The sequence below is a fragment of the Kangiella shandongensis genome (assembly GCF_020005365.1).
GTDB lineage: Bacteria > Pseudomonadota > Gammaproteobacteria > Enterobacterales > Kangiellaceae > Kangiella > Kangiella shandongensis.
Genome location: NZ_JACNML010000003.1, coordinates 1 through 24,697, shown reverse-complemented (window position 1 = coordinate 24,697; position 24,697 = coordinate 1). Strand labels below are relative to the sequence as shown.

The window sequence follows — 24,697 nt, the reverse complement described above, 5'->3', positions numbered from 1 at the left end:
CGCGCTAGCCCTTGCGTTTTAAGCTTTTACCGATAAACTAGGCGCATTATTTTGTCATGACCCCGTAAGGTCAGCACTTTATGCAATTAAGAGACTTCCATTTCGAGCTTCCTGATGAGCTCATTGCCCGTTATCCTACGGAGCAGCGTACCGCCAGCCGCTTATTGCGCCTCGACGGTGAAAACGGTGATATTCAGCATAATAAATTTTTCCAACTGGTTGATTTTCTTCAGCCTGATGATCTACTGGTGTTCAATAATACGCGAGTTTTACCCGCGCGTTTATTTGGTAAAAAGGCAAGCGGCGGGCAGGTTGAGATCTTAATAGAGCGGGTTGAGTCTGATAATGAAGCCATTGCCCATGTTCGCGCTAACCGTAGTCCGAAACCCGGTACCAGACTGGTTTTAGAGGAAGGGACGGAGCTGGAAGTTATTAGCAAAGATGGCGCTTTGTATCAGTTGAAGCTGTTATCCGGTGACTGGCATTCAGTGATGCAGGCGGTGGGACATATGCCGCTGCCGCCGTATATTGATCGTGAGGATGAGCTGTCGGATAAAGAGCGGTACCAAACGGTTTATAGCGAAGTCGAAGGTGCGGTTGCAGCACCAACGGCTGGTTTGCACTTTGATGACGACCTGCTGGCTAAAATTGCGGATAAAGGTGTTGATACGGCTTTTGTCACGCTCCATGTTGGTGCTGGTACTTTTTCGCCGGTTCGTGTGGACAATATTCTCGAACACAAGATGCACTCGGAGTGGTACGAGGTTGGGCAGGAAGTCTGTGATAAAGTCAAAGCAACGAGAGATAGTGGTGGTCGGGTTATTGCTGTAGGAACAACTTCAGTGCGCTGTCTGGAGTCGGCCTCTTCGCAAGATGAAGGCATACAACCTGGCTCTGGCGAGACCGATATTTTTATTTATCCGGGTTATCAGTTTCAATCGGTGGATGCCTTAATTACTAATTTCCATTTGCCAGAGTCTACTCTGATGATGCTGGTGAGTGCTTTTGCCAGCAAAAAGCATATATTTGATGCTTATGCTGCGGCAGTAAAAGAACAATATCGCTTCTTCAGCTATGGTGACTCCATGTTTATAACTTGCCCATACAGTGGCAAACATCCAGAAATAGAAGGCTAGTGTATAAAGATTATGAAGTTTGACTTGAATACGACAGACGGTCAGGCCCGTCGGGGACAATTAACCTTTAAGCGTGGCACCATCCAGACACCAGCTTTTATGCCAGTGGGAACTTATGGCACGGTAAAAGGTTTGACGCCAGAAGAACTCAAAACTCTCGGCGCTGAAATTATACTGGGTAACACGTTTCACCTGATGCTGCGTCCCGGAACGGATATTATCGAGCAGCATGGTGATTTACACGACTTTATGAATTGGGATAAGCCGATTCTGACCGATTCGGGCGGTTTTCAGGTCTTTAGTTTGGGTAAGATGCGTAAGATTACCGAGAAAGGCGTTGAGTTTCGCTCACCTGTGAATGGCTCAAAAGTCTTTTTAGGGCCAGAGGAAGCGATGGACGTTCAGCGCAAGCTAGGCTCTGATATTGTCATGATCTTCGATGAATGTACGCCTTATCCAGCGACTGAAGAAGAGGCAAGAGCATCCATGGAGCTATCGTTACGCTGGGCTAAGCGCAGTAAAGAGGCTCATGGCGACAATCCTTCAGCTTTATTTGGTATTGTCCAGGGCGGTATGTACCCGCATTTACGTAAAGAATCATTGGCTGGTCTGATGGAGATTGGTTACGACGGTTATGCTATTGGTGGCTTATCGGTGGGCGAACCGAAGGATGAGATGCTGAAGGTATTGGACAGCTTAACGCCAGATATGCCTCAAGAAAAGCCGCGTTACTTAATGGGCGTTGGTAAGCCAGAGGATATCGTTGAAGCCGTAAGGCGTGGTGTCGACATGTTTGACTGTGTGATGCCGACCAGAAACGCACGCAACGGACATCTTTTTACCAGTAAAGGGGTTGTAAAGCTGCGCAATAGCCACAATAAAACATTCACTGGGCCGTTGGACGAGGCCTGTGATTGCTATACCTGTGAAAATTATAGTCGAGCCTATTTACACCACTTAGATAAGTGTAATGAGATGCTCGGAGCAAAACTTAATACTATCCATAACTTACATTACTATCAGAATTTAATGGATGGATTGCGAAAGGCTATAGAAACAGGTAAATTGTCCGACTTCGTAAAAGAATTTTATGAGGGACAGGGTAAGCCTGTGCCTCCACTCTAATTATTTGATTTATAAGTTATTTAATTATTAAAAACAGAGGTAACTATCAATGTTATTAGCAACAGCAGCTGGTGCGTCAGGTCAAAGCGGCGGTTTAATGAGCTTCTTGGTCATGTTTGTACCGTTAATTTTAATCATGTACTTCATGATGATTCGTCCACAACAAAAGAAAATGAAGCAACATAAAGAAATGATGGGCGCTTTGGAGAAGGGCGACGAAGTGATGACTACTGGTGGTATCATTGGCAAAATCAGCAAAATTAAAGATGATTATGTGGTTTTGAGCTTATCAGAAGGCATGGATATTAAATTCCAGAAAGCATCGATTGCTCAAACGCTGCCAAAAGGCACCATTAAATCTATCGAAGAATAATGCGTGAAGCCCAACTCAGGTTGGGCTTTGTCTTATAAAAAACAGGTTAAATTATGTTCGTCAATCAACCAAACCAACAACAATTACCGATCAATACCTACCCAAAATGGAAGTATGTATTGATTATCATTGTATTGGCTCTGGCATTTTTATATGCCGCGCCCAATATTTTCGGTGAAGATCCAGCTGTTCAGCTCTCTGGGTTACGAGATACTAAAATCACGCAAAGCCAGTTAGAGCAAATTGAGCAGGCCTGGGAAGAGAAAGGTGTCGAACCTATCAGTGTTAAGCCATCTTCTATTGGGGAAGAGGGTGTACAAAAGGTTATCGCACGCTTTTCAAAACCCGCAGATCAGTTAAAAGCGCGTGAGGCTGCTAGTGATGTCTTGAACCCAACTTTGGAGAATCAGAATTACGTTACGGCTTTAAACCTGGCGCCAGCTACTCCTCAGTGGTTAGCAGATATTGGTGGGGCACCGATGAAGCTTGGTTTGGACTTAAGAGGTGGTATTCACTTCTTAATGCAGGTTGATATGGAGCAGGCGCTGAAGCGCCAGCAAGATCAGTTGCGTCGCGATTTTATTGATACTCTGACTGATCAGGAACCATCAATTCGTGGTCGTGTTGAGCCAATTGAAAATGGCATGTTATTGAGTTTCCGTAATCAGGAAGACGCTGAACGTGCGTATAAGGCTTTGTATCAGGATCATGCTAATCGAATTGAACTAAGCCTTGAAGAAAAAGGTGGGCGTCCGGTTATTCGAGGTACTTTGAATAAACAGAAGTTACAGGAAATTCGTGACAATGCGATTGAACAGAACCGTTTAATTTTGAGTACACGAGTCAACTCGCTAGGTGTCGCAGAGCCGTTGATTCAACGTCAGGGTGCTGACCGTATCGTTGTTCAATTACCCGGAGTCCAAGACTCGGCGCTGGCCAAGCAAATCCTTGGTGCTACCGCGAGCTTAGAGTTTCGTTTAGTTAATCATGAAGGCGATGTGGTTGCGGCCCGTAACGGTCGCGTGCCATCGGATAGTAAGTTATTTGACTCTGAATATGGTCCGATTCTGGTGTATAACGATGTAGAAGTTTCAGGTGACCACCTGACGAATGCTACTGCAACCTTTGACCCTCAAACCAACGAGCCTATCGTCTCTGTTCGCCTTGATAGTGAGGGAGGCTCCAAAATGTCACGCACTACAGCTGAAAATGTTAATAATCAGCTGGCGATGATCTTAAAAGAGTCTCGACCTATTTTTGATATTAAAGATGGTAAGCGTGTACTGGTTGGCTCTAAGCTTGAAGAGCGTTTAATTAGTGCTCCGAATATTAATGGTCCTTTCGGTAGTCGGTTCCAGATTACGGGGCGCTTCACGCAAGCTGAAACACAAGATTTAGCTAGAAAGCTGCGCTCGGGTGCTTTGATTGCACCGACGTTTATTGTCGAAGAAAGAACCATTGGTGCAACGCTGGGTGAAGAGAATATCGAAAAAGGGGTGACCTCTGTCATCATCGGTTTTGCTTTGGTTTTGGCCTTCATGCTACTTTACTACAAGCTGTTCGGTCTGGTGGCAAATGTTGCACTTAGTTTGAACCTTGTCTTGATTGTTTGCGTGATGTCGCTGATGGGAGCAACACTAACGTTGCCGGGCATTGCCGGTATCGTATTAACCGTTGGTATGGCGGTAGATGCTAACGTGCTTATCTTTGAGCGTATTCGTGAAGAACTGCGTGCTGGCACGCGTCCGGCCCAAGCAATTGATAAAGGTTACGCGCAGGCACTTTCAACCATTGCCGATGCTAACATCACCACGGCGATTGCCGCGATTATTCTGTTCGCGATTGGTACCGGTCCAGTGAAAGGCTTTGCGATTACCTTATTCATTGGTATTTTGACGTCTATGTTTACAGCCATTTTCGTCAGTCGAGGCGTTGTGAATCTGATGTATGGCGGCAGAACTGTCAAAAAGTTATCAATATAGGTAGGAGTAAGTTATGCAAATATTAAATAAAGACACCAATATTGATTTCTTGAAATTGCGTAAGTTCGCAATGGCATTATCGTTATTATTGATCATTGGTTCGATTACGTCATTTTTCACAAAAGGCCTAAATTATGGCTTAGATTTTACTGGCGGTACTTTGATCGAAGTTGGTTATGAGCAAGATGCTGATATCCCTAAAATTCATGAACAATTGGATGGTATTCAGATTAAAGGTGCCGTTGTGCAAAACTTTGGTTCGGCTAAAGTGGTGCAGATTCGTATGCCTCAGCAGGACCATATTGAGAATGCAAAAGTGGGTGACGAAGTGCTACAGGCGTTACGAGCCGATGGTGCAGAAGTTACCAAGCGGGACCAGTCATTTGTAGGCCCGGTCATCGGCGAAGAGCTTAAGGAAAAGGGCGGGTTAGCTATGCTGGTGGCCCTGATCTGTATCATGATTTATGTGGCATTACGCTTTGAGTGGAAGTTCTCTGTTGGCTCTGTTGTAGCCTTAGCACACGATGTCATCATTATTGTTGGTTTCTTCTCGGTAACGGCCGTAGAGTTTGATTTGACCGTACTTGCTGCATTATTAGCGATTATCGGTTACTCACTGAACGATACCATCGTTGTTTTTGATCGTATTCGTGAGAACTTTTTGAGAATACGAAAAGGAACGTCTGATGACATCGTTAATACTTCTTTAAATCAGACCTTGTCTCGTACATTAATGACATCGATTACGACCTTGCTGGTGTTATTGGCGTTGTTCTTCTACGGCGGCCAAACGATCCATTCGTTTGCTGAGGCTCTGATTGTGGGTGTGTTTATTGGTACCTATTCGTCTATTTATGTAGCAAGCCCTGTAGCACTGTTACTAGGCGTTAAGAAAGAAGACTTGATGCCACCTGAAATTGAGAAGGAAGGCGAGGAGTTCGACACACCTTAAATAGTTGAACGATTTGTATTTCTTTAAAAACGGCTTAGAATGAAAAGTTCTAGGCCGTTTTTTATGGGGAATAAAAAGGAATAGCATATGGCAGAAAAAGGTTCTGATAAGCAGTCTGTTGATACCGATAATCAGGTCGCGGAGGAAATGTTGAGCGATATTAAGTCAACATTGCCCGACGCGGTTGCGCCATTATGGGAAAGCTTAGAATCCAACCCTTGGTTATTGGCAGCTGTCGTTATTGCTCTGGGTTTTATTCTTGCCAAGTTGGCACAATGGCTGTTTCGTAGTGTTCTCGGCAAGTTTGCCGATAAAACATCGGGGCAATTCGATGACCAATTATTTGCTGTTCTGGCTAAAGCCATCTATTCCATTATTTTCTTCCTGTCTTTGTTATTAGCTATTGAAGCCTTGCAGTTTTCACAGAGTATTGATGCGTTTTTGAAGCGCTTTGTTGCGACATTGTTAATACTGTCTTTGATGATCAAGCTGTTGAAGATTACCCGCATTGCTCTCGAGGCATTCTCTAATAATAAACATCGTTTTAAGTTTATTGAAGAACGTACCATCCCCATTTTGGATATTACGACAAAATTACTCATCGTCGGTGCGGGTTTATATGTATTAATACTATCGTGGGGAATTGATCCGACTGCCTGGTTAGCCTCAGCCGGTATTGTTGGTATCGCGGTAGGTTTTGCCGCCAAAGATACTCTGGCCAACCTCTTTTCGGGCTTTTTCATTGTTGCAGACTCCCCTTATAAGCTCGGCGATTATATTCTTTTGGACACTGGTGAAAGAGGACGAGTGACTCACGTCGGTATTCGAAGCACACGGCTATTGACTCGGGATGATGTCGAGGTAACAATCCCTAACTCAGTGATGGGGAATGCTAAGATTGTTAATGAGAGTGGCGGGCCCTGGGAAAAGACGCGTATTCGTATTGATGTCGGGGTTTCCTATGATAGTGACTTGCAGCAAGTGCATGATGTGCTGCTTGAAATGGCTGAAGAGCGGGATGATTTATGCAAAAGTCCTGAACCACGGGTAAGGTTCCGAGCTTTTGGTGGCTCCAGCATTGATCTGCAGTTTATGGCATGGATCGAACGGCCTGAGCAAAAAGGACTGATATCGCATCAGCTGATCATGCAAATTCATCGGTTGTTTAATGAAAAGGGTATTGAAATACCCTATAGCAAGCAGGACTTATATGTTAAAGAGTGGCCTGGGAATATTTCTAACAGCTAGTTTAAGTGTTTCTCTTCATGCATCAGAAGTAAAGCAAGATAACAATGATAATTATGAAGAGTGTGGTCTCAATGAGCAGGCAAGGGAGTTAGCAAAGTTAGTTGTACAAGATCAGGATCAGTTAAGAAGTGAGCTACATTGCCACAATCTATTGACTAAAATTGCTCAGGCAAAAGCTGAAGAAATGGCTAATAGCGGAAAAGTGACTCACTATGGAGAGGGGGGAACGCCAGACCAGCGGCTTATTGATGCAGGTTATAGCCTATACGTTCCGACCGGAGCTGTTGGGCTGAACCATGTAGAAGCAGTGCAAGGGGGCTACTCAAGAGCCTCTGAGGTACTGGATAACTTTAAAAACTCTTACCATCACCGCGTTCATTTATTTGGCGAGCACGACTTTTTCTTACAGCAAAACGATATTGGTGTTGGTTATGCTTATAATTGGAATAGCCCACACGTTGACTATTGGGTCGTTTATATCGCAGCCGAAAAGGAGGAGGTTCAGGTTGATCCTGAAGCCTATGACGAAGACGATATGAACACTATCAGCAAACCTATGAAGTGAGTTTGGTGCCAGCTATTATTTCTGACTGGCCACTTCTCTTAAACTGGCAAGTGCTCTTTTGCGCCCTCGGGTTTTAAGACTTTATAGCAAGGGACATAGCTCTCCGCATTTAATTTCATGCGTTTTTGGCTTACAAAAGCTTCTAATAACGAGTCCAGTTGGTCCATGACATCAATGTCTCCTTTTATATGGTAAGGCCCATGTTTGGCAACTTCACAGATACCTTTTTCTTTGATATTGCCTGCGACAATACCAGAAAATGCTTTTCTGAGATTGGCCGCTAATAAATGGATGGGTTGTTCGGCGCTTAGGTTTAGTTTTGCCATATTGTCATGGGTCGGTACAAATGCCTCCTGAAAGTCCCACAAAATCTGCAGCTGCCAGTTAAAATGGAATGCGTCGTGGGTACTTTTTCGATATTCCCGGACAGCGCGTATTCCTTTCTGTACTGAACGAGAAACGGCAACCGGGTCATCAATGATTATTTCATACTTTGACTGCGCTTCAGGCCCCAGCGTGTCGCCGATGAAGCGATCAATTCTTTCAAAGTAAGGTGAGGACTCCTTTGGGCCAGTGAAGATGAGCGGAAAGGGAGTGTCTTTGTTATCAGGGTGGAGCAGAATACCCAGAATATAAAGTATCTCTTCAGCTGTTCCAACACCCCCTGGAAAGACGACGAAGCTATGCCCCAGTCGAACAAAGGTTTCCAGGCGTTTCTCAATATCTGGCATGATGATGAGTTCGTTGACAATGGGGTTGGGGGACTCTGCAGCGATAATACCGGGTTCGGTTATGCCAATATAGCGACCATCGTTGATGCGTTGTTTAGAATGGCCTATCAGAGCCCCTTTCATTGGACCTTTCATGGCACCGATACCACAGCCAGTGATGATGTCTAAGCCTCTTAATCCCAGTCGATAACCAACTTCTTTGGTATACTGATATTCAAATTCAGGTATGGCATGACCTCCCCAGCAAACGACCATATTGGGATCAACTCCGGGTTTTAGCGCTTTGGCATTCCGCAGGATGTGAAAAATCGCATTGGTACAACCGTTACTCGAATTAAAGTCAATTCGAGAGTTTGATTCCAACTCTTGTTTTAGGAACACTATGTCTCTTAAAACACTAAAGACCTGCTCTTTTAAACCCTGAATCATTGCGCCGTCAACCAAGGCAGTGCTAGGAGCATTCTTTAGCTTTAGTTTAACGCCTTTATTGAGCTGTAGAACTTCAACGTCAAAGTACTTTAATTGCTCTTCATACAGAGTAAGTTCGTCCGTAATTTGTGTGCTATTGAGCACGGCGAGAATGCACTTCTTAAATAACTCATGATCGCCGCCTTGAGAGTGTTCACTAAGGCGAGCAATCTCATCATTCGTTAAAAGTTCTAAGCCGGATTCAGCTGTGATTTCAATATCAGTGTAATTCATTTAGGCGAAAGTTTATTATCCTTTCTTTTACTTTAGATTATTCGCACACGGCTAGCAACCATCATCTCAAGCATTAACCACATCTGCTCTGTAGTTTACTTGAGTCCTGCTTAACCGATGTTTTGCCTGATTTACTTACGACTACAGCTCTGTGCAGGCTAGGGTAGAGATTATGGCAAAGATACAAGGTTCCATTTTGGTGATGAGTAAATCCTTTGGTATTTATGGTTAGGCCGGGTTTGTGTTGGAATGCTGACCAGTGCACATGTTTATAGTCAGATTGCAAGGTCAGGGTGTGCAGGACTGTTTTTTGGTTGATCGCTGTAACTTTTAGTTTACGCCAGTTACTGCTGCAGGTATCAGTTGTGGTATAACCACAAATCTTTAATGGCTCTCTTAACGTAATTGACTTATTACGAGCAGTATTTATCGTATTAATAATAAGTCTTACGTCGGCAATAACGCTTTGTTGAGCAATAAACCTTTTCATCGGTGGAATGGATAGAGCACTAATGATGCTAAGTATAGCCAGCGTTATGATGAGCTCTATCAGGGAAATTCCTTTTTCCATGTACAGTCTCCTTATCTGTTACCTGAAGACTGTACGGTACCTTATCCCAGACTATGAAACATTAGGACATGCTAGTGTTGATGTGTAGGAAATGTCTCAGTTTTAACTAAGTCTTTTATTCAATATTGAGTTTTTTCATTTTGTAGCGAATCGTTCTAAAGCTGATTTTAAGAAGTTTCGCTGCTTCAGTCCTATTCCAACGGGTTTTTTCCAGTGCCTTTTCAATTTCTTTCTTTTCGATAGCTTCAAGGTACTCATCGAGTGCCATGTCGCCACGTTCATTATTAGGGACTGGCGCTATTTTTTTAGTTGGAGCACCGGGACTTACTATGATGAGATCATCGATTTTAATGGTGTCGCCATCTGCAAGAGTTGCAGCCTTAGATAATACGTTCTCAAGTTCACGATAATTGTATGGAAATTTATGCTGTAGCAGTTTTTCCATGGCTTCCTGAGTGATGGTTTTATCTGGAGCAAACTCTTCAAGGTAAGAATTGACGATTAATTCAAAATCATCCTGCCTGTCGTGGAGGTTGGGTATTTCTAAACTAATTACATTGAGCCGAAAGTAGAGATCTTCACGAAGCAATCCGTGTTCAACATAACTGCTCAGCAGGTGTTCACTACAAACGATTACGCGAATGTCAAGATGACTCGGTTCGTCAAGGTTCTCTACCAGAAATTGCTTCTCTTCGATAGCTTGCAGAAACCTTTTCTGTAAAGGATTGCTAAGCATTTGAATGTTGTTGAGAACAAGGGTGCCATGGTTAGCTTTGGACAGGTAACTGCTGTGTTCATCGTTGTTTAAGAATAATACATCTTCGTGGTTATCTTGATGGTAGGCCTCGAAATCCAAAAAAACAATTGGCGATTCAGAGCGTGAGCTTTGTTTATGGATAATTTGTGCGAGAGCTTCTTTTCCTGTGCCTGCCTCTCCAGTAATAACAACTGGGGCCTGGGAGCTTTTTACTTTACCAATTTTTTGTCTCAATTCTGAGACAAGCTGATCATTGCCCGTTAGGACTTTGTAAATCGTATCTTTTTGATAGCTTTGTTCGCTTTGATTAAATTTAAATGCATGTTTAAGAAGCTGTCGCAAGTGATTCAAATCAATAGGTTTGGAAAGGAAATCGAAAGCTCCGAGCTTCATTGCCTCAATGGCTTTTTCCGTGGTGCTATAAGCGGTTATGACGGCGATTGGCATATTGGGGTAATGCGCTTTACAGTAACTTACCATATCCAAGCCATTACCATCTGGAAGCTTTAAATCAGTCAGGCAAAAGTCAAAGGTTTGTTCCTTTAATACTTCTTTCGCCTCAGTTAGATCCTTACAGCTCACTACATCCAGTTTCATTTGAATGAGAGTCATCGTGAGCAGGTGACGGATATCTGCTTCATCGTCAATGAGTAAGACTTTTGACTGAGACGGTGTCATAGTGTAGTGATGTCCTTATTGATAGTTATCAAAACTGATCCGGAAGCAAGCACCTCCAAAAGCCACAGGGATACAGTCTAGCCTAGCCTGATTAGCTTCACACAATTCTTTTGAAATGTATAGACCCAAGCCTGTGCCATCATGAGCTGTGGTATAAAAGGGTTCAAAGATTTTATCCTTGTCTTCCAGGCTGACACCGGGCCCCTCATCAATAACATCTAGAAACAGGTCACCACTGATAGGGTCTTGCCCAGCTACAATATGCAGTCGATACTCTTTGGTATTTTGATAACTGTATTTCAGACCATTATCAAAAAGATTAGCAAGGATCTGCTTCAGTTGGCTTTTGTCAAAGTGGACGGTTAGTGAGTCTTCAATGTTTTCAACGGTCATGGATGGTTGAAAATTGAGCCCCTGCTGATACTCCTGGGTAAAGCTTTTAATAAAATCATGCAGTAAGAACTGTTGTCTTTTAGGTGGCTTACTTTTAGAGGCTTTTTGTACATTTTCAATAATTTCATTAATTCGTTTTGATTGGCGCTGGATAATAGCTGTTAGCTCTTTTTCTTCCTGAGAGAGATTTTCCGTCTCCGCCAGGAGTTGAGATGCCTGGTTAATAGCACTTAATGGATTTTTAACTTCATGCGCAATGTTCGCCGTCAGCTGTCCCAGCGAGGCCAGCTTAAGCTGGTGCGCCCGTTTTAAGACTTCGGAGTAGTTATCCAGCGTTATCAGGATCTTCTCGCCCTTGACCAGAGGTATGAAGTGGGGCAGTAATTGCGGGCCTGTATTGGTTGCTCTAAATGGCAGCCCTTCTCGTGTTAAATCACCCTGTACTGGGGTGGAAGTTTCCAGTTGGTAAGCCAGTTCATCCGCTATGGTTTTCAGTGGCTTACCAACCGGGTTTTCAGGAAGCCCCAGGCCATACCAGGCTGTCTGGTTGATGTGCTGAACCTTGTAGTCTCTGTCGACAACGATGACACCACGGTTCATTTTATCAATAATCTGTTTGTTTAATGTATGAAGGTTATGTATTGAGTGCTGTTGCTCAATGGTTTCAACTTCATAATCTGTCATGCGCCGTGCGAGCGTGTTTGCCAGAACGGAAACGGCTAAGATTGCCGCTATCTGTAAGCTGACATCAGAGAAGTCTGTGATGCTGATATCGTCCAGTCGATAATTCCGGATAACAATAATCGCACCACAGGCAAGTAATCCGTAAAGTAAGCCACCTCTGTGGCGGGTAAGGAAAATGCCGACGATGGCAACCAGGGACATGATCAAGATGTACACCGAAGTACTTTGGTATCCGGCATAGGCCAGTAGCCCAATGAAAAAGATATCAAGGATCGGCGGTATAATGCTTTGTATTCTAAACTGATGCTCGACAAAAGCCATGAAAAGCAACAGGCTCGCTACAATTAAATAGCTGATGGCCGCTGTTGTATAGGTATCCGCATCATAAAGTTTGTCCTGCGCCTGAAAAAGAAAAGGCAGCAATAACAGTAGCAGACATAGTATCAGCCTCGTAACGGCGTAGTACCGCAGAAATTGCCACCCAAACTCAATTTTCTTATTGTTATTTCGCACTTTTGATCCTTCGTAACTCATTGTCATAACAAAGATTAAGTGTTGTGTCGTTTCTTTTCAAGTTTTACCGCTTTAAGACTTTGAAAAATGACGTAATTATTAGACAATATACCGATAATTTGACGTTGAGAATCAATATGCGTATCGCCCTTGCGCAAAACAACTACATTGTAGGGGATATAAAATATAACCTGCAGCTTATAAAAAACTCTGTTATTCAGGCAGAAGAAAGAAATGCCGACATTGTCGTATTTTCTGAACTGGCATTATGTGGTTATCCCCCCGAGGATTTACTTCTTCGCCCAGATCTCTACCTGATTGTTGACAAGGCGTTGGAAGAGATTAAGTCGATCGATACCCGTGTCGCAATGGTCATTGGTCACCCAAGGAGGCAGGGGACTGAGATTTATAACTCGGCCAGCTTTATACACAATGGCGAGTGCCTGCTATGTTATGACAAGCAACTCCTGCCTAATTATGAAGTATTTGATGAAAAACGTTATTTCACTGCCGGTAGTCAATGCCCGGTTGTTGAGTTTAAAGGGGTTAAGATAAGTCTTCTTATATGTGAAGACCTATGGTTTAAAGAGCCAGCCAAGGTAGCCAAACTTGCAGGAGCCGAGCTTATTCTGAGCCCGAATGCTTCACCGTATTATCATGGCAAAGCAGAAGTCAGAGGTCAGGAAATGGCCAGTCGAGCCAGCGAAAATAATATTCCTGTAGTTTATGTTAATCAGATCGGTGGGCAGGATGAGCTCATTTTCGACGGCTGCTCCAGCGCCTATAACTCCAATGGGGAGTGCGTTTTTATGGCCGCTGAGATGGCTGAGGACTTTGCCTGTATCGATTTTGATAAAGCAACCGACCGCCTGACTTCTCTGGAGCAAAGTTATAAGCAGTGGGACGATGAAGAGGAAATCTGGCAGGCCCTAGTGCTTGGCGTTAAAGATTATGTCCGTAAAAACGGTTTCCCTGGAGCTTTATTAGGACTTTCCGGGGGAATTGACTCTGCGGTAACTCTTGCTGTTGCCGTGGATGCCTTGGGTAAAGAGAACGTTAATGCGGTCATGATGCCGTATCGCTATACTGCGAGTATGAGTGTTGAAGATGCACAGGCAGAGTCAGAGGCTTTAGGAGTGGAGTTCGATATTATTTCCATTGAGCCAATATGTGATGCCTTCATGCAGCAGATGCAGCCTCAGTTAGAGGGCACAGAGCCCGGTGTGACAGAACAGAATATTCAGGCACGCTGCCGCGGTACCATTTTGATGGGACTTTCAAACAAGTTTGGTCGTTTAGTGCTCACCACTGGAAACAAGTCTGAAGTTGCGGTTGGCTACTGTACTTTGTATGGTGACATGGCTGGCGGACTCGATGTGTTAAAGGATGTTCCTAAGACCATGGTTTATCAGTTGGCGCGTTATAGAAATACGGTATCGCCGGTTATCCCTGAAAGGGTTATCACCCGACCGCCGAGCGCTGAGCTGGCTCCCGAACAGGTTGATGAGGATAATCTACCGCCATACGAAGTGCTGGATGAGATACTTGAGGCGTATGTTGAGCATGATAAGAGCATTTCTGATATTGTGTCGTTAGGTCATGATGAAGAGACGGTTCGTAAAGTCATCCGTCTGGTGGATATTAATGAACACAAGCGTCGTCAGGCTCCTATAGGCATAAGAATCAGTTCACGAGCCTTTGGTCGTGACCGACGTTACCCGATTACTTCGGGCTTTGGAAGACAGTTTAAATAAAGCTTTAGGGGAAGCAGAATGAAAAAGATCGAAGCGATTATCAAACCATTCAAATTGGACGATATTCGAGAGGCATTAACGGATTTAGGTATCAATGGTATGACTGTTACTGAAGTCAAAGGGTTTGGCCGCCAGAAAGGACATACCGAGCTTTATCGCGGTGCTGAGTACATGGTTGATTTTCTGCCTAAAGCTAAAGTGGAAGTTGTCATTAAAGATGACTTAGTCGATAAATGTGTTGAGACCATCATTGAAGTAGCTCGCACTGGAAAAATTGGTGATGGTAAAATTTTTGTGACTAATGTTGAGCGGGCCGTACGTATTCGAACCGGTGAAGAGGGCAGTGAAGCGATTTAGCGTCTTGTATTGGTAAAAAAGCGGCAATTGCCGCTTTTTTCGTTTTCAAATCGATACTTCATAGATCAGCAAAGTCATAATCCGGGTAATTGAGTAGCAGTGTCTTTCTATATTGCTCAGCCAGCTCGGGTAGCTCTAAGATATTGTAAGCCTTGACCAGCATATCGAGAGCGTAAGGGACTGCAGGGGTTTGGGGATAGTTCTCCACTATGTATTTTGCTCGATTAGCCGCGGCGACATAAGTGTCTCGTTCCATGTAAAATTGAGCAATATGAAGCTGATTTTCTGCAAGCAGGTTACGAATTTGAATCATGCGTTTACGGGCATCTGGAGCGTACTTGCTTTTCGGATAGACTTCAACCAGCGCTCTAAAGTTATCGAAAGCCGCTTCTAAATTGGTGGTATCTCGAGTTTCCAGATCGGCTTGGAAGGTTTCCTTAAAAAAGCCAACCTCTGATTCAAAATGCATCACCCCTTTCATGTAGTACACATAATCAGCATTCTCATGTTGTGGGTGTTGACGAAGGAAGCGATCGGCTAGAGCCTGTCCTGCTTCATAGTCTGCTTTTTTAAAGTAAGCATAAATAAGATCCAGCTTTGCCTGCTCAGAAATGCTGCCAAACGGGTAGCGGGTATCAATTTCTTCAAGCAATTCGACAGCACGAGTATAGTTCCCCGATAGCGTTGCACTTTTAGCTCGATCAAATAACTGCTGAGCTGTCATGACTTCAAGCTTGGTATCTTCCAGATCTGTATCCTTGTCAGGAGTGCTGGAACAGCCGGCTAAAGTGAATAAAATGCCAGCAAGTATCACTAAAATGTTTTTTTGCATATTAATTCTTTCTGTTTATATTAACCCTGATACAATGAGAGCCATTCTAACTGACAGCTTGTCATACGCCAATCTTTTTACGCGAATTTACAATGACTACCCAATCTATAGAACTCAGACATACATTTGATGAAAAAGTTTACGGAAAAAGGCTCGACTTAGCGCTTTCTGAAACTTTTGAGGATTATTCTCGCTCCCGCATACAGGACTGGGTCAAGCAAGGCTTTGTTCAGGTTAATGGGGAAGTTGTAAAGTCAAACAAGCATAAAATGGCCGGTTTTGAGCTGGTTGAGATCAATGCTGAAATCGAAGTTGCAGGCGACTGGCAGCCCGAAGCGATTGATTTGGATATTGTGTTTGAGGATGACGATCTGCTTGTAGTGAATAAACCGGCAGGGTTAGTCGTTCATCCAGGAGCTGGCAACCAGGAGGGTACCATGGTGAATGCTTTATTGTACCATTGCCCACAACTGTCTAATTTGCCCAGGGCCGGAATTATTCATCGATTGGATAAAGACACCACAGGTCTATTGGTTGTTGCCAAAACTATTGCTGCTCATACTAGTCTGGTTGAACAATTACAGAATCGCGCTTTTACTCGTGAGTATGATGCCATTGTCAATCGGGTGATGGTTTCTGGAAGTTCGATTGATGCTCCAATTGGGCGTCACCCTACAAAGCGAACCGCAATGGCTGTCGTGGCTGATGGTCGCCGAGCCATTACCCATTACCGGGTAGCAGAGAAATTTCTGGATCACTCTCATTTAAAGTTACGACTAGAGACAGGGCGAACTCACCAGATTCGTGTTCATATGAGTTATTTAAAGTTTCCAATTGTTGGCGATCCGCTGTATAGCGGTCGCTATCGGGTGCCTACTAAAATTACGCCGGCGCTTAAAGAAAAGCTAAGTGGTTTTAAACGTCAGGCTTTGCATGCCAGTTTATTAGGATTAAAGCACCCAGTGACTGGTGAGTATATCGAGTGGCGAGCACCGATGCCAAAGGACATGCAGGAGTTGCGAGATGAGCTGGTGGCGAATAGAGAGTTTTTTGCACAACAAGAGGGCTAGCAGTGTCTCTTTCAGTTATTCGCCCAGAATGGCCTGTGCCATCGTTTGTTCAAGCTTTCACCACAACGCGTCAGGGCGGTGTCAGTGACGAGCCCTTTGATACTCTTAATCTAGCGTTACACGTTGGTGATCATCCGTCGAAAGTAGCGGAAAATCGTGAGCGCCTTGGTCGAAGTGAATCCATACCCCATCCTTGCTGGTTAACTCAAGTTCATAGTACTAGAGTGATCCCACACGGGCAGCCCCTGACTGAAGCCGATGGCTGTTTTACTCATTCGCCAGGGCATACTTGCCTGGTCATGACAGCAGACTGTTTACCTGTGTTATTGGCGAACAAAGCTGGCAATTGGGTAGCTGCGATCCATGCCGGTTGGCGAGGTCTGGCGAAAGGGGTTCTGCTAGAGGCTGTACAGAAGTACCACGGAACCTCAGAGTTGATGGCCTGGATAGGCCCGGCAATTTGTCAAAAACACTTTGAAGTTGGAGACGACGTCAGAGAGAGCTTTGTGAACGTTGATTCCACTTATGAGCAATATTTTAAAAGCAGTAATAACAAATGGTTGTGTGATCTGCCTGCAATCGCAGAGCATCAATTGAGTGGTAAGAATATTGACGTGTACCAGAGCAATATGTGTACTTACGAACAAGAGGTACAGTTTTTCTCACACCGTCGGGCTAGCCATAACCAGAAAAATCATTCAGCCGCTCAAACAGGTCGCATGGTGACGGCTATCTGGATTGAACATACCGAGGAAGATTAGTTATGGGAGATTGGCTTCAAACGCACTGGGAGCTTGTTATCGCAGCCATGGCTCTACTGGCGTCTGTTTTATTTGTTGTTTATTTGCGAGCCAAAGCCAGAAAGTATAACCATGTTGACTGGGGCTCTCGTAAGCTCAACTTTATCGACGGGCTATGTCGCGCTTACTGTGTGAAGTTTCATCGGTTACGGCTAGAAAAATTCGACTTGCCTGAAGATGGCGGGGCAATCCTTATATCAAATCATGTTTCGGGCGTTGATCCTTTGTTACTGATCGCTGCCTGCGACCGTCCCATTCGTTTTATGATTGCTAAAGAAGAATACGAACGTTTTGGTTTAAAGTGGATATTTAAAGGCGCCGGTTGTATTCCTGTTGATCGCACAGGGCGTGCTGATATTGCTTTTCGTCAGGCGAAGCGGGCCCTGGATTCGGGAGAAATCCTTGCACTTTTCCCCCACGGAAAGATTCACCAGGATCATATCAAACCGTATCGAGTAAAGCCTGGAATCAAGCGCCTGGCACAGCTCAGTCAAAAGCGGATTTTGGTAGCACGAATCGTTGGCGTTAAAGGGCAAGGGAGTGTCTTTAAACCGCTATTTCTTCGCTCCAAAAGCAAAGTCTTAAGGTTTCCCGACTTGTCCCACGAATTCTTTCATCGCGAAGAGGCATTGCATCATCTGGGAGAGTTGCTGCTCGGCCACCGCGACTCAATTGATTAATTTTTAGACTTGAAAATTTAAAATATACCCACATTTTGTAAGACAACTGTTTTTGATTTTATTTTAGGTAAGTAACCCTTAAACAAGGGGGATTTACGAAGAGGGCTTACAAATGAGAATGGATAAACTGACCAGTAAATTTCAAGCAGCCTTGGCTGATGCTCAGTCATTGGCTGTGGGGCGTGATCAGCAATATATTGAACCACTTCATCTCATGCTCGCCATGCTGCAACAGCAGGGCAATAGTGTGTCGGCTATTTTGAATCAGATTGGAGCCGCTCCGTCAGCACTGGCGCAGGCAGTGGAAGCGGAACTTGAAAAGCTTCCTCAGGTTTCAGGGAATGCTGGAGAGGTTCACCTGTCGCAAGACTTGGGTAAGCTGCTTAATGTGTGCGACAAAATCGCTCAACAACGACAGGATCAGTATATCGCTTCTGAGTTGTTCTTATTAGCAGCATTAGAGGTCAAATCTACGTTAAGTAAATTGCTCAATGAACAGGGCATCACCAAAGAAATGGTGGAAGAGGCCATAAGTAAAATTCGTGGCGGACAAGGTGTTGATGATCCGAACGCTGAAGAAAATCGTCAGGCTCTGGAAAAGTACACCATTGATCTGAATGAACGCGCTGAGAGCGGCAAGCTGGATCCGGTTATTGGTCGTGACGATGAAATTCGGCGGTGTATCCAAGTGTTACAAAGACGTAGTAAAAATAACCCCGTATTGATTGGTGCACCAGGTGTTGGTAAAACTGCTATCGTTGAAGGTTTAGCTCAGCGTATTGTAAACGGTGAAGTCCCTGAAGGGTTAAAAGAAAAGCGTGTTTTATCCCTTGATATGGGGTTGCTGATTGCTGGTGCTAAGTTCCGGGGTGAGTTTGAGGAGCGTTTAAAGGCTTTACTCAGTGACCTCTCGAAGCAGGAAGGCAAGATCATTCTATTCATTGATGAGCTGCATACCATGGTTGGCGCCGGTAAAGCCGACGGTGCGATGGATGCCAGTAATATGTTGAAACCCGCGTTAGCGCGTGGTGAGCTTCACTGTGTTGGCGCGACAACACTGGATGAGTATCGACAGCATATTGAGAAAGATGCGGCTTTAGAGCGTCGCTTCCAAAAGGTACTGGTGGATGAACCGAGTACTGAAGATACCATTGCAATCCTGCGTGGCCTGAAAGAACGTTATGAAGTACACCATGGCGTTGAGATTACCGATCCGGCAATTGTTGCCGCAACGACGCTTTCCCAGCGCTATATTACGGATCGACAGCTACCCGATAAAGCGATTGATTTGATCGATGAAGCGGCCAGCCGTATTCGTATGGAGATTGATTCCAAGCCGGAGGCTATGGATAAGCTGGAGCGCCGCTTAATTCAGTTAAAGATTCAGCGTGAAGCACTTAAGAAGGAAACCGACCAAAGTTCAGTGAAAAGGCTTGAAGATCTTGAAGGGCAGATTGATCTGCTGGAAAAAGAATATGCTGAGCTGGATGAAATATGGAGCTCTGAGAAGGCCTCGGTTCATGGTGCTCAAAATATAAAGGCCGAACTGGATAAGGCTCGCGTCGAATTGGAAGCTGCTCAGAGGGCGGGTGATTTAACCAAAATGTCAGAGCTACAGTATGGCAAGATCCCTGAACTGGAAGCCAAACTGGAGCAGGTGTCCGAAGAAGATTCGCAGGAGATGCAACTGCTGCGCAATAAAGTCTCGGATGTAGAAATTGCAGAAGTCGTGTCTAAATGGACGGGTATCCCAGTTGCAAAAATGCTCGAAGGAGAGAGAGAGAAATTATTGCAAATGGAAACCGCTCTGCATGAGCGAGTCATTGGTCAGGACGAGGCTGTTTCTGCTGTGTCGAATGCAATACGTCGTTCGAGAGCGGGGTTAGCGGATCCGAATCGTCCTAATGGCTCTTTCCTGTTCTTAGGACCAACGGGTGTCGGTAAGACCGAACTCTGTAAAACCTTGGCCAGCTTTTTGTTTGATACGGAAGATGCCATAATTCGTATTGATATGTCGGAGTTTATGGAGAAGCATGCGGTTGCACGCTTAATCGGGGCGCCTCCGGGTTATGTTGGATATGAGCAAGGTGGCTATCTAACGGAAGCGGTACGCCGTAAGCCTTATTCAGTCATCCTGTTTGATGAAGTTGAAAAAGCCCACCCAGATGTTTTTAACGTCCTGCTTCAAGTGTTAGAGGATGGTCGTCTAACCGATAGTCAGGGGAGAACGGTTGATTTTAAAAATACCGTTATTGTCATGACCTCGAATATGGGCTCGGATCTCATACAGCAGCACAGCAGCGCCGCAGGCTCTGACTCTGAAAAGAGCTATGATGAAATGAAGAATATGCTGATGGATGTGATCGGTAACCACTTCCGTCCTGAGTTTATTAACCGGATCGATGAGATCGTTGTCTTCCACCCATTAGCTAAAGAACAAATTAAAGCTATTGCGGCGATCCAGGTAGAGCGTTTACTTCAGCGATTAAGGGATAATGGCTTTGAAGTGAAGGTTAGCGATGCTCTGCTGGAGAACCTGGCTGAGGCAGGTTTTGACCCGGTATTCGGCGCCAGACCTTTAAAACGGGCGATTCAAAATCGTTTGGAAGATCCCCTGTCGAAAGCCATATTATCGGGTGACATTCAGCCTGCAGAGCCAATAGCTCTCGACATCAGTAATGGTGAGTTACAAATTAACCAGTAAGCTTGGTGCCCGTAGTCTATATAGGCTACGGGCATTTTTCTAGCCGGGTCGACCGTCAATTCGTGGCTGGGTTAAAACTGGGCAGTAGATAATGACAAAAGCAAGATAAGCTATAATCCATAACACAGCGCTCAATTGGTACATTTCTGTCAGGAACGGTGGCAGGAATATAGGTCCTAGCGAACGTAACGCTGCGGCGATTATGACAAGTGCAAAAGCGGCAACCATGAGTTTCTTCGGTTCAAGGCTTCGGCCGGAGTGGCCCAGCGATACACGGGCTATCATACCCAGTACGATGCAGCCCAAAGCTCCGACAGTGAGAAAGTGACTTGCAGCAGAAATGGTCAACAATTGCTGACTCAGAGATAAAGCAAAAGCTACAAGCCCCAATGGAATAAATAGATAACCAATATGCAGTATCCATAACAGCGACACTTTGAGACTTGGGATATTGTTCCAACGCAGCATTCGTATCAGATGGGCGATTGCCGTAATAATGCTGACCAGAGCCAGAAGTTGGTAAGAAGTGGTTGTGTGCGGAGTTAGCAACCAGGTTAGTGCTAACAGCCATATACCGCCTAAGGCTATAATCTCTAATAACATGATTGGTTGTGGCTTTTCCGTGCCGGTTGCTCTGGCTGTAAAGAAAGGGATGACTCGGCCCCCCATGACAGCAATCAATGCCGTTATCAACAATACGCTACCGACAAATACACGCTCGGATAATAGCCAGTCATCATTGTAGGCAGCGTAATAACTGAGTGCGTTGAGTACCGTAAAGATGAGCAGTACTGGGACAAAAAATAGGTTTCTCCACTGTTTTATCTGGAGTATTGGGCGAGCTAAAAAGTAAGTAACCAGCGGTAACCACAGTATATCTAATACGGCTACCAGCCAATGAGTTTCGCCTAGTAGTGGCAATAAGAGTCTTGGTAGTAGCCAGAAAAGCGCTGCTATACCCAGTGGCCATCCCCTAACTCCTGGAATCCCGGTCCAATTCTGGATGGCCGTTAAAACGAAGCCTGCAATGATGGCCAGGGTAAAGCCAAAAATCATTTCATGGGCATGCCACCAAATGGGGTTGTTAACAGCGCCTAGGAAGTTTACTCCGCTCAACGACAGAACCCAAAGTAACATGGCTATCACCGATATTAGTGCCCCTCCCAAGAAGAAGACGCGAAAACCTAACCGGAATAAAGGCCAGATGGCCCTCTCTTTTTCGGCATCTAGTATTTGCATTCTGTTACTACCATTCCAAAGTTAATGTGGGTTATAGACATTTTACAACTTAAAGATGTAAAGTAAATGCATCTTTTGGTGTCTTGTTGCTTTAAGTCATGTCGTTGAACTCTTCAAGGAGAGCTGTTATTGAGGGAAGGGGTAATAAGGGAAGATTCGGCTAATAAAAAGCCCTCGAAAGAGGGCTCTTAGCATATTTTAAGGGCTACTGGTTGCAGAATTTATCGACATTGGCCTTGGCTTTTTCAAGTTTATCGGCTCTCTCCTGGTCGGTCAGCATGCGGCGTTGTCCGTTCTCCTCTACCTGTACGCGAGTTCTGCTTTGTAGTACCTCTAAGTTGTTTTTGGCAATAGTGCAGTTTTTACGCGCTATCTCAGCATTTTTCTGAGCTACTACATCTTTTTGTTTATTTTGTTTTGCTATAACGTCATCAAGAGAATCATTCGCTTCAGCTGAATCAGCCTGTGAGTTCTCAGACTGAGCTTTGGTTGCTGTTGACGTTCTTTGATAAATGGTTTCGTAGTCAGTACCGCGAGGTGGTTTAGACTGTGTATATTTGATATTACCCTGACTATCTTTCCATTTGTATATAGGTTTATCAGCTACTGCTGAGAAAGAAACCGCTAATGCTAGCAGCGCTGTAATAATAAGCGATCTTTTGGAAATCATATAATAAATACTCTCTCGTGTTGTCCATAAAAGCCTATGCAATGGCTTCTTCTTTAACTACCAATTTATTCGTTTTAGCAAATTCCATCAACTCTTGGTAGAGGGAGGGGTGCTTTATTGATAACTGGTTGGAAATAATAACGGCTTTTATGCCTTCCCGGATGGCTGGGCGTAGTAGTGGGGAGTAGATCATTCTTCGGTTTCGAAAGGTGCATAAATTGCCGCACATGCGTTCGGCCCAGTCGCTTGGACGAAACTTCTTTCCGGACTCGGTTACGCCCATAATAATGATTCGGCTTTCGGTTTGTTCATCACTCATATAAATTAACTGAAATTATTTTTACTATGGTTAGCGCCTGTTGATCTTTCATAAACCATCTCTGCTGGGAGCTATTTTTTGTTCAACTAGACATCAAAAGTAATGAATAGTTTTCATATTTTCACCTTTGGATAACAACGCTGGGCGAAAATAGTCCCCGCCCCTTGGGTTGTGGCTAAAATATCGTCACTCTTTGTTGGAAGCTGTTGATTTACGACTGCACGATGCAGGAGTTAGAGCGACTCTCGGAGACAAAGCCGAGAATGGCTAAATTTTAACACCTTCCGTCGCGATTGACGATATTTTAGACACAACAGAGACGATTTATGAAAGATCAACAGACCCTGGTTATGATAAGATGCACTCCATTGATTATAACGTGTTTTTAATAGGTAATACCATTCTATGAAAGTGAAGAAATCATTGGCTAATCGACGTGGTATTTATTTACTACCCAACTTATTAACGACGGCGGGCCTATTTGCAGGCTTTTATGCTGTTGTTGCCTCGATGCAGGGCCATTTTGAAAATGCAGCTATCGCCATCTTTATTGCCATGATCATGGATGGTCTCGATGGACGGATGGCTCGAATGACCAATACGCAAAGTGATTTTGGTGCTGAATATGATTCGATGGCCGATATGGTGTCATTTGGTATTGCTCCATCTCTAGTTGTCTACAACTGGGCCTTAACCGATATCGGTAAATTTGGCTGGCTGGCATCGTTTGTTTATGTCATCGGTGCTGCCTTGAGATTGGCCCGTTTTAACACTCAGGTTGGTACCGCGGATAAGCGTTACTTCCAGGGGCTTGCTAGTCCATCGGCCGCAGCGATTTTGGCAGGACTGGTATGGTTAGGCTCAGAGTATCAGTGGGATGTTCGGCCCTGGGGCGTGTATGTCGGTATCCTTACTTTAGTCACAGGCCTGTTAATGGTGAGTAACTTTAGATATTCCAGTTTTAAAGAAGTTGACTGGAAAGGGAAGATCCCATTTATAGGCGTTTTAATTATCGTTCTGGTCTTTATATTCATTGCCATGGATCCGCCTTCAGTATTATTTGCTGGTTTTGCATTATATGCGTTATCGGGCCCGGTCATGACTTTATGGCGTTTAAAGGACATTAAAGAAGAAAGACGTCAGCGTAAAAGCCAGGAAAAGGAAGTGTTAGAACCTGAAATCGTTGACGGCCAAGAAGAGACTGAAGAAGAGGCCAGTAAAGAAGACAAAAAAGACTAATATATTGTTCTACGATCCACCCTCAATCAGGGTGGATTACCCCACCTAATCTTCCCCTATAATTAAATCTTATAAAAACACTGAAAAGTGCTTAAGTTTTAAGCAAGTTGGCGCTATACTAAGCAGTTCCCCTTGATGAAAAATTTATTTTTAAAAAAGTTTCATAAAAGGGTTGCGTGGTGTGAATTAGGGTCTATAATGCGCACCACTTTCGAGGCAAACGAAACATTCGAAACGCCACGAAGGAAGCTCAGGAAGAGCGTTTTTAAATGGTTGAAAAACAATTTAAAAAGTTAGTTGACAGGAGGTTGAGGCGCTATATAATGCGCACCTCTTTTGAGGCAATCGGCGAGGCCGGGAGCAGCGAAAGAAAGTCCAGGAAGGGCGGTTTTTAAAGCGGTTTAAAAAGTTTTAAAAAATGTGTTGACAGGGAGTGTGAGCGCTTTATAATGCGCGCCGCTCTGAAGCGAAAAGCTGGGGCGATTTAAGGCAGGAGGCCGGCAGATAATTGTTAAGTTTAACAAGAGCTTAAAAAAATTATCAAAATGTATTGACAGGAGGTTGGGGCGATATATAATGTGCGCCCACTTGAGTGAAGCGAGTTCTTCACCAAGACGTTCTTT

General features: G+C 44.4%; 23 protein-coding genes. 14 read left to right on the top strand and 9 right to left on the bottom strand.

All coding sequences use genetic code 11. From position 1 onward, the window contains the following. Positions 1 to 80 precede the first annotated feature (80 nt). The 7 genes from queA (at position 81) to H7708_RS03560 (ending at position 7,381) form a co-directional block, all read left to right on the top strand. Positions 81 to 1,136 carry a tRNA preQ1(34) S-adenosylmethionine ribosyltransferase-isomerase QueA gene (queA, locus tag H7708_RS03590; RefSeq protein WP_223669109.1) on the top strand — a complete coding sequence of 352 codons (1,056 nt, stop codon included), beginning with the start codon at positions 81 to 83 and terminating at the stop codon, positions 1,134 to 1,136. Positions 1,137 to 1,148: 12 nt separating this feature from the next. Continuing rightward, on the top strand, positions 1,149 to 2,261 hold the full coding sequence (tgt, locus tag H7708_RS03585; RefSeq protein ID WP_223669108.1) for a tRNA guanosine(34) transglycosylase Tgt: 1,113 nt from the start codon (positions 1,149 to 1,151) through the stop codon (positions 2,259 to 2,261). Between the two features lie 49 nt (positions 2,262 to 2,310). Then, on the top strand, positions 2,311 to 2,634 hold the full coding sequence (gene yajC / locus H7708_RS03580) for a preprotein translocase subunit YajC (protein WP_223669107.1): 324 nt from the start codon (positions 2,311 to 2,313) through the stop codon (positions 2,632 to 2,634). A 53-nt stretch (positions 2,635 to 2,687) separates the two neighbouring features. Further along, positions 2,688 to 4,616: a protein translocase subunit SecD gene (gene secD / locus H7708_RS03575; protein WP_223669106.1), complete on the top strand. Its 1,929-nt coding sequence runs from the start codon at positions 2,688 to 2,690 to the stop codon at positions 4,614 to 4,616. 13 nt (positions 4,617 to 4,629) lie between these two features. Then, positions 4,630 to 5,568 (top strand): protein translocase subunit SecF, encoded by a 939-nt coding sequence (gene secF / locus H7708_RS03570; RefSeq protein ID WP_223669105.1) that lies wholly within the window; start codon positions 4,630 to 4,632, stop codon positions 5,566 to 5,568. Positions 5,569 to 5,655: 87 nt separating this feature from the next. Continuing rightward, entirely contained in the window at positions 5,656 to 6,816 is a 1,161-nt protein-coding gene (locus H7708_RS03565; protein ID WP_223669104.1) for a mechanosensitive ion channel family protein, read from the top strand. Next, complete coding sequence (locus H7708_RS03560; protein ID WP_223669103.1) at positions 6,779 to 7,381, top strand: CAP domain-containing protein; 603 nt, start codon at positions 6,779 to 6,781, stop codon at positions 7,379 to 7,381. Before H7708_RS03565 ends, H7708_RS03560 begins: the two co-directional genes overlap by 38 nt. A 38-nt stretch (positions 7,382 to 7,419) precedes the next feature. Here the strand turns inward: H7708_RS03560 and ppnN are convergent, their stop codons facing one another. From ppnN to H7708_RS03540, 4 genes are all read right to left on the bottom strand, one after another. Then, on the bottom strand, positions 7,420 to 8,814 hold the full coding sequence (gene ppnN, locus H7708_RS03555) for a nucleotide 5'-monophosphate nucleosidase PpnN (RefSeq protein WP_223669102.1): 1,395 nt from the start codon (positions 8,812 to 8,814) through the stop codon (positions 7,420 to 7,422). Between the two features lie 73 nt (positions 8,815 to 8,887). Then, complete coding sequence (locus H7708_RS03550; RefSeq protein WP_223669101.1) at positions 8,888 to 9,385, bottom strand: pilus assembly FimT family protein; 498 nt, start codon at positions 9,383 to 9,385, stop codon at positions 8,888 to 8,890. Positions 9,386 to 9,500: 115 nt separating this feature from the next. Continuing rightward, positions 9,501 to 10,820, bottom strand: coding sequence for a sigma-54-dependent transcriptional regulator (locus H7708_RS03545; protein ID WP_223669100.1), 1,320 nt, complete (start codon positions 10,818 to 10,820; stop codon positions 9,501 to 9,503). Positions 10,821 to 10,835: 15 nt separating this feature from the next. Continuing rightward, positions 10,836 to 12,410 (bottom strand): sensor histidine kinase, encoded by a 1,575-nt coding sequence (locus H7708_RS03540; protein WP_223669099.1) that lies wholly within the window; start codon positions 12,408 to 12,410, stop codon positions 10,836 to 10,838. Between the two features lie 125 nt (positions 12,411 to 12,535). Here H7708_RS03540 and H7708_RS03535 point away from each other — a divergent pair, with 125 nt between their 5' ends. Further along, positions 12,536 to 14,164: an NAD+ synthase gene (locus H7708_RS03535; protein ID WP_407929719.1), complete on the top strand. Its 1,629-nt coding sequence runs from the start codon at positions 12,536 to 12,538 to the stop codon at positions 14,162 to 14,164. An 18-nt stretch (positions 14,165 to 14,182) separates the two neighbouring features. Beyond that, positions 14,183 to 14,521 carry a P-II family nitrogen regulator gene (locus tag H7708_RS03530; protein ID WP_223669097.1) on the top strand — a complete coding sequence of 113 codons (339 nt, stop codon included), beginning with the start codon at positions 14,183 to 14,185 and terminating at the stop codon, positions 14,519 to 14,521. Between the two features lie 58 nt (positions 14,522 to 14,579). Here the strand turns inward: H7708_RS03530 and H7708_RS03525 are convergent, their stop codons facing one another. Then, positions 14,580 to 15,353, bottom strand: a complete 774-nt coding sequence (locus tag H7708_RS03525; protein ID WP_223669096.1) for an outer membrane protein assembly factor BamD — start codon at positions 15,351 to 15,353, stop codon at positions 14,580 to 14,582. Positions 15,354 to 15,445: 92 nt separating this feature from the next. Between H7708_RS03525 and rluD the strand changes: the two genes are divergently transcribed. The 4 genes from rluD (at position 15,446) to clpB (ending at position 20,607) form a co-directional block, all read left to right on the top strand. Then, positions 15,446 to 16,423 carry a 23S rRNA pseudouridine(1911/1915/1917) synthase RluD gene (rluD, locus tag H7708_RS03520; RefSeq protein WP_223669095.1) on the top strand — a complete coding sequence of 326 codons (978 nt, stop codon included), beginning with the start codon at positions 15,446 to 15,448 and terminating at the stop codon, positions 16,421 to 16,423. Positions 16,424 to 16,425: 2 nt separating this feature from the next. Further along, complete coding sequence (gene pgeF, locus H7708_RS03515) at positions 16,426 to 17,184, top strand: peptidoglycan editing factor PgeF (protein ID WP_223669094.1); 759 nt, start codon at positions 16,426 to 16,428, stop codon at positions 17,182 to 17,184. A gap of 2 nt (positions 17,185 to 17,186) precedes the next feature. Further along, positions 17,187 to 17,903 carry a lysophospholipid acyltransferase family protein gene (locus H7708_RS03510; protein WP_223669093.1) on the top strand — a complete coding sequence of 239 codons (717 nt, stop codon included), beginning with the start codon at positions 17,187 to 17,189 and terminating at the stop codon, positions 17,901 to 17,903. 112 nt (positions 17,904 to 18,015) lie between these two features. Beyond that, positions 18,016 to 20,607 (top strand): ATP-dependent chaperone ClpB, encoded by a 2,592-nt coding sequence (clpB, locus tag H7708_RS03505; protein ID WP_223669092.1) that lies wholly within the window; start codon positions 18,016 to 18,018, stop codon positions 20,605 to 20,607. Between the two features lie 39 nt (positions 20,608 to 20,646). Here clpB and H7708_RS03500 read toward each other — a convergent pair whose 3' ends face one another. The 3 genes from H7708_RS03500 to H7708_RS03490 form a co-directional block, all read right to left on the bottom strand. Continuing rightward, a complete protein-coding gene (locus tag H7708_RS03500) occupies positions 20,647 to 21,846 on the bottom strand; it encodes an NnrS family protein (RefSeq protein WP_223669091.1) in 1,200 nt (399 codons plus the stop codon). A gap of 205 nt (positions 21,847 to 22,051) precedes the next feature. Beyond that, on the bottom strand, positions 22,052 to 22,516 hold the full coding sequence (locus H7708_RS03495; protein WP_223669090.1) for a DUF4124 domain-containing protein: 465 nt from the start codon (positions 22,514 to 22,516) through the stop codon (positions 22,052 to 22,054). Between the two features lie 34 nt (positions 22,517 to 22,550). Beyond that, positions 22,551 to 22,835: a DUF3579 domain-containing protein gene (locus H7708_RS03490; RefSeq protein WP_223669089.1), complete on the bottom strand. Its 285-nt coding sequence runs from the start codon at positions 22,833 to 22,835 to the stop codon at positions 22,551 to 22,553. A gap of 405 nt (positions 22,836 to 23,240) precedes the next feature. Between H7708_RS03490 and pssA the strand changes: the two genes are divergently transcribed. Then, entirely contained in the window at positions 23,241 to 24,074 is an 834-nt protein-coding gene (gene pssA / locus H7708_RS03485) for a CDP-diacylglycerol--serine O-phosphatidyltransferase (RefSeq protein ID WP_223669088.1), read from the top strand. A 401-nt stretch (positions 24,075 to 24,475) separates the two neighbouring features. On the opposite strand, the gene H7708_RS03480 is transcribed toward pssA, so the two are convergent. Next, positions 24,476 to 24,697 (bottom strand): hypothetical protein (locus tag H7708_RS03480; RefSeq protein ID WP_223669087.1); only part of this gene is annotated, 222 nt, incomplete at its 5' end.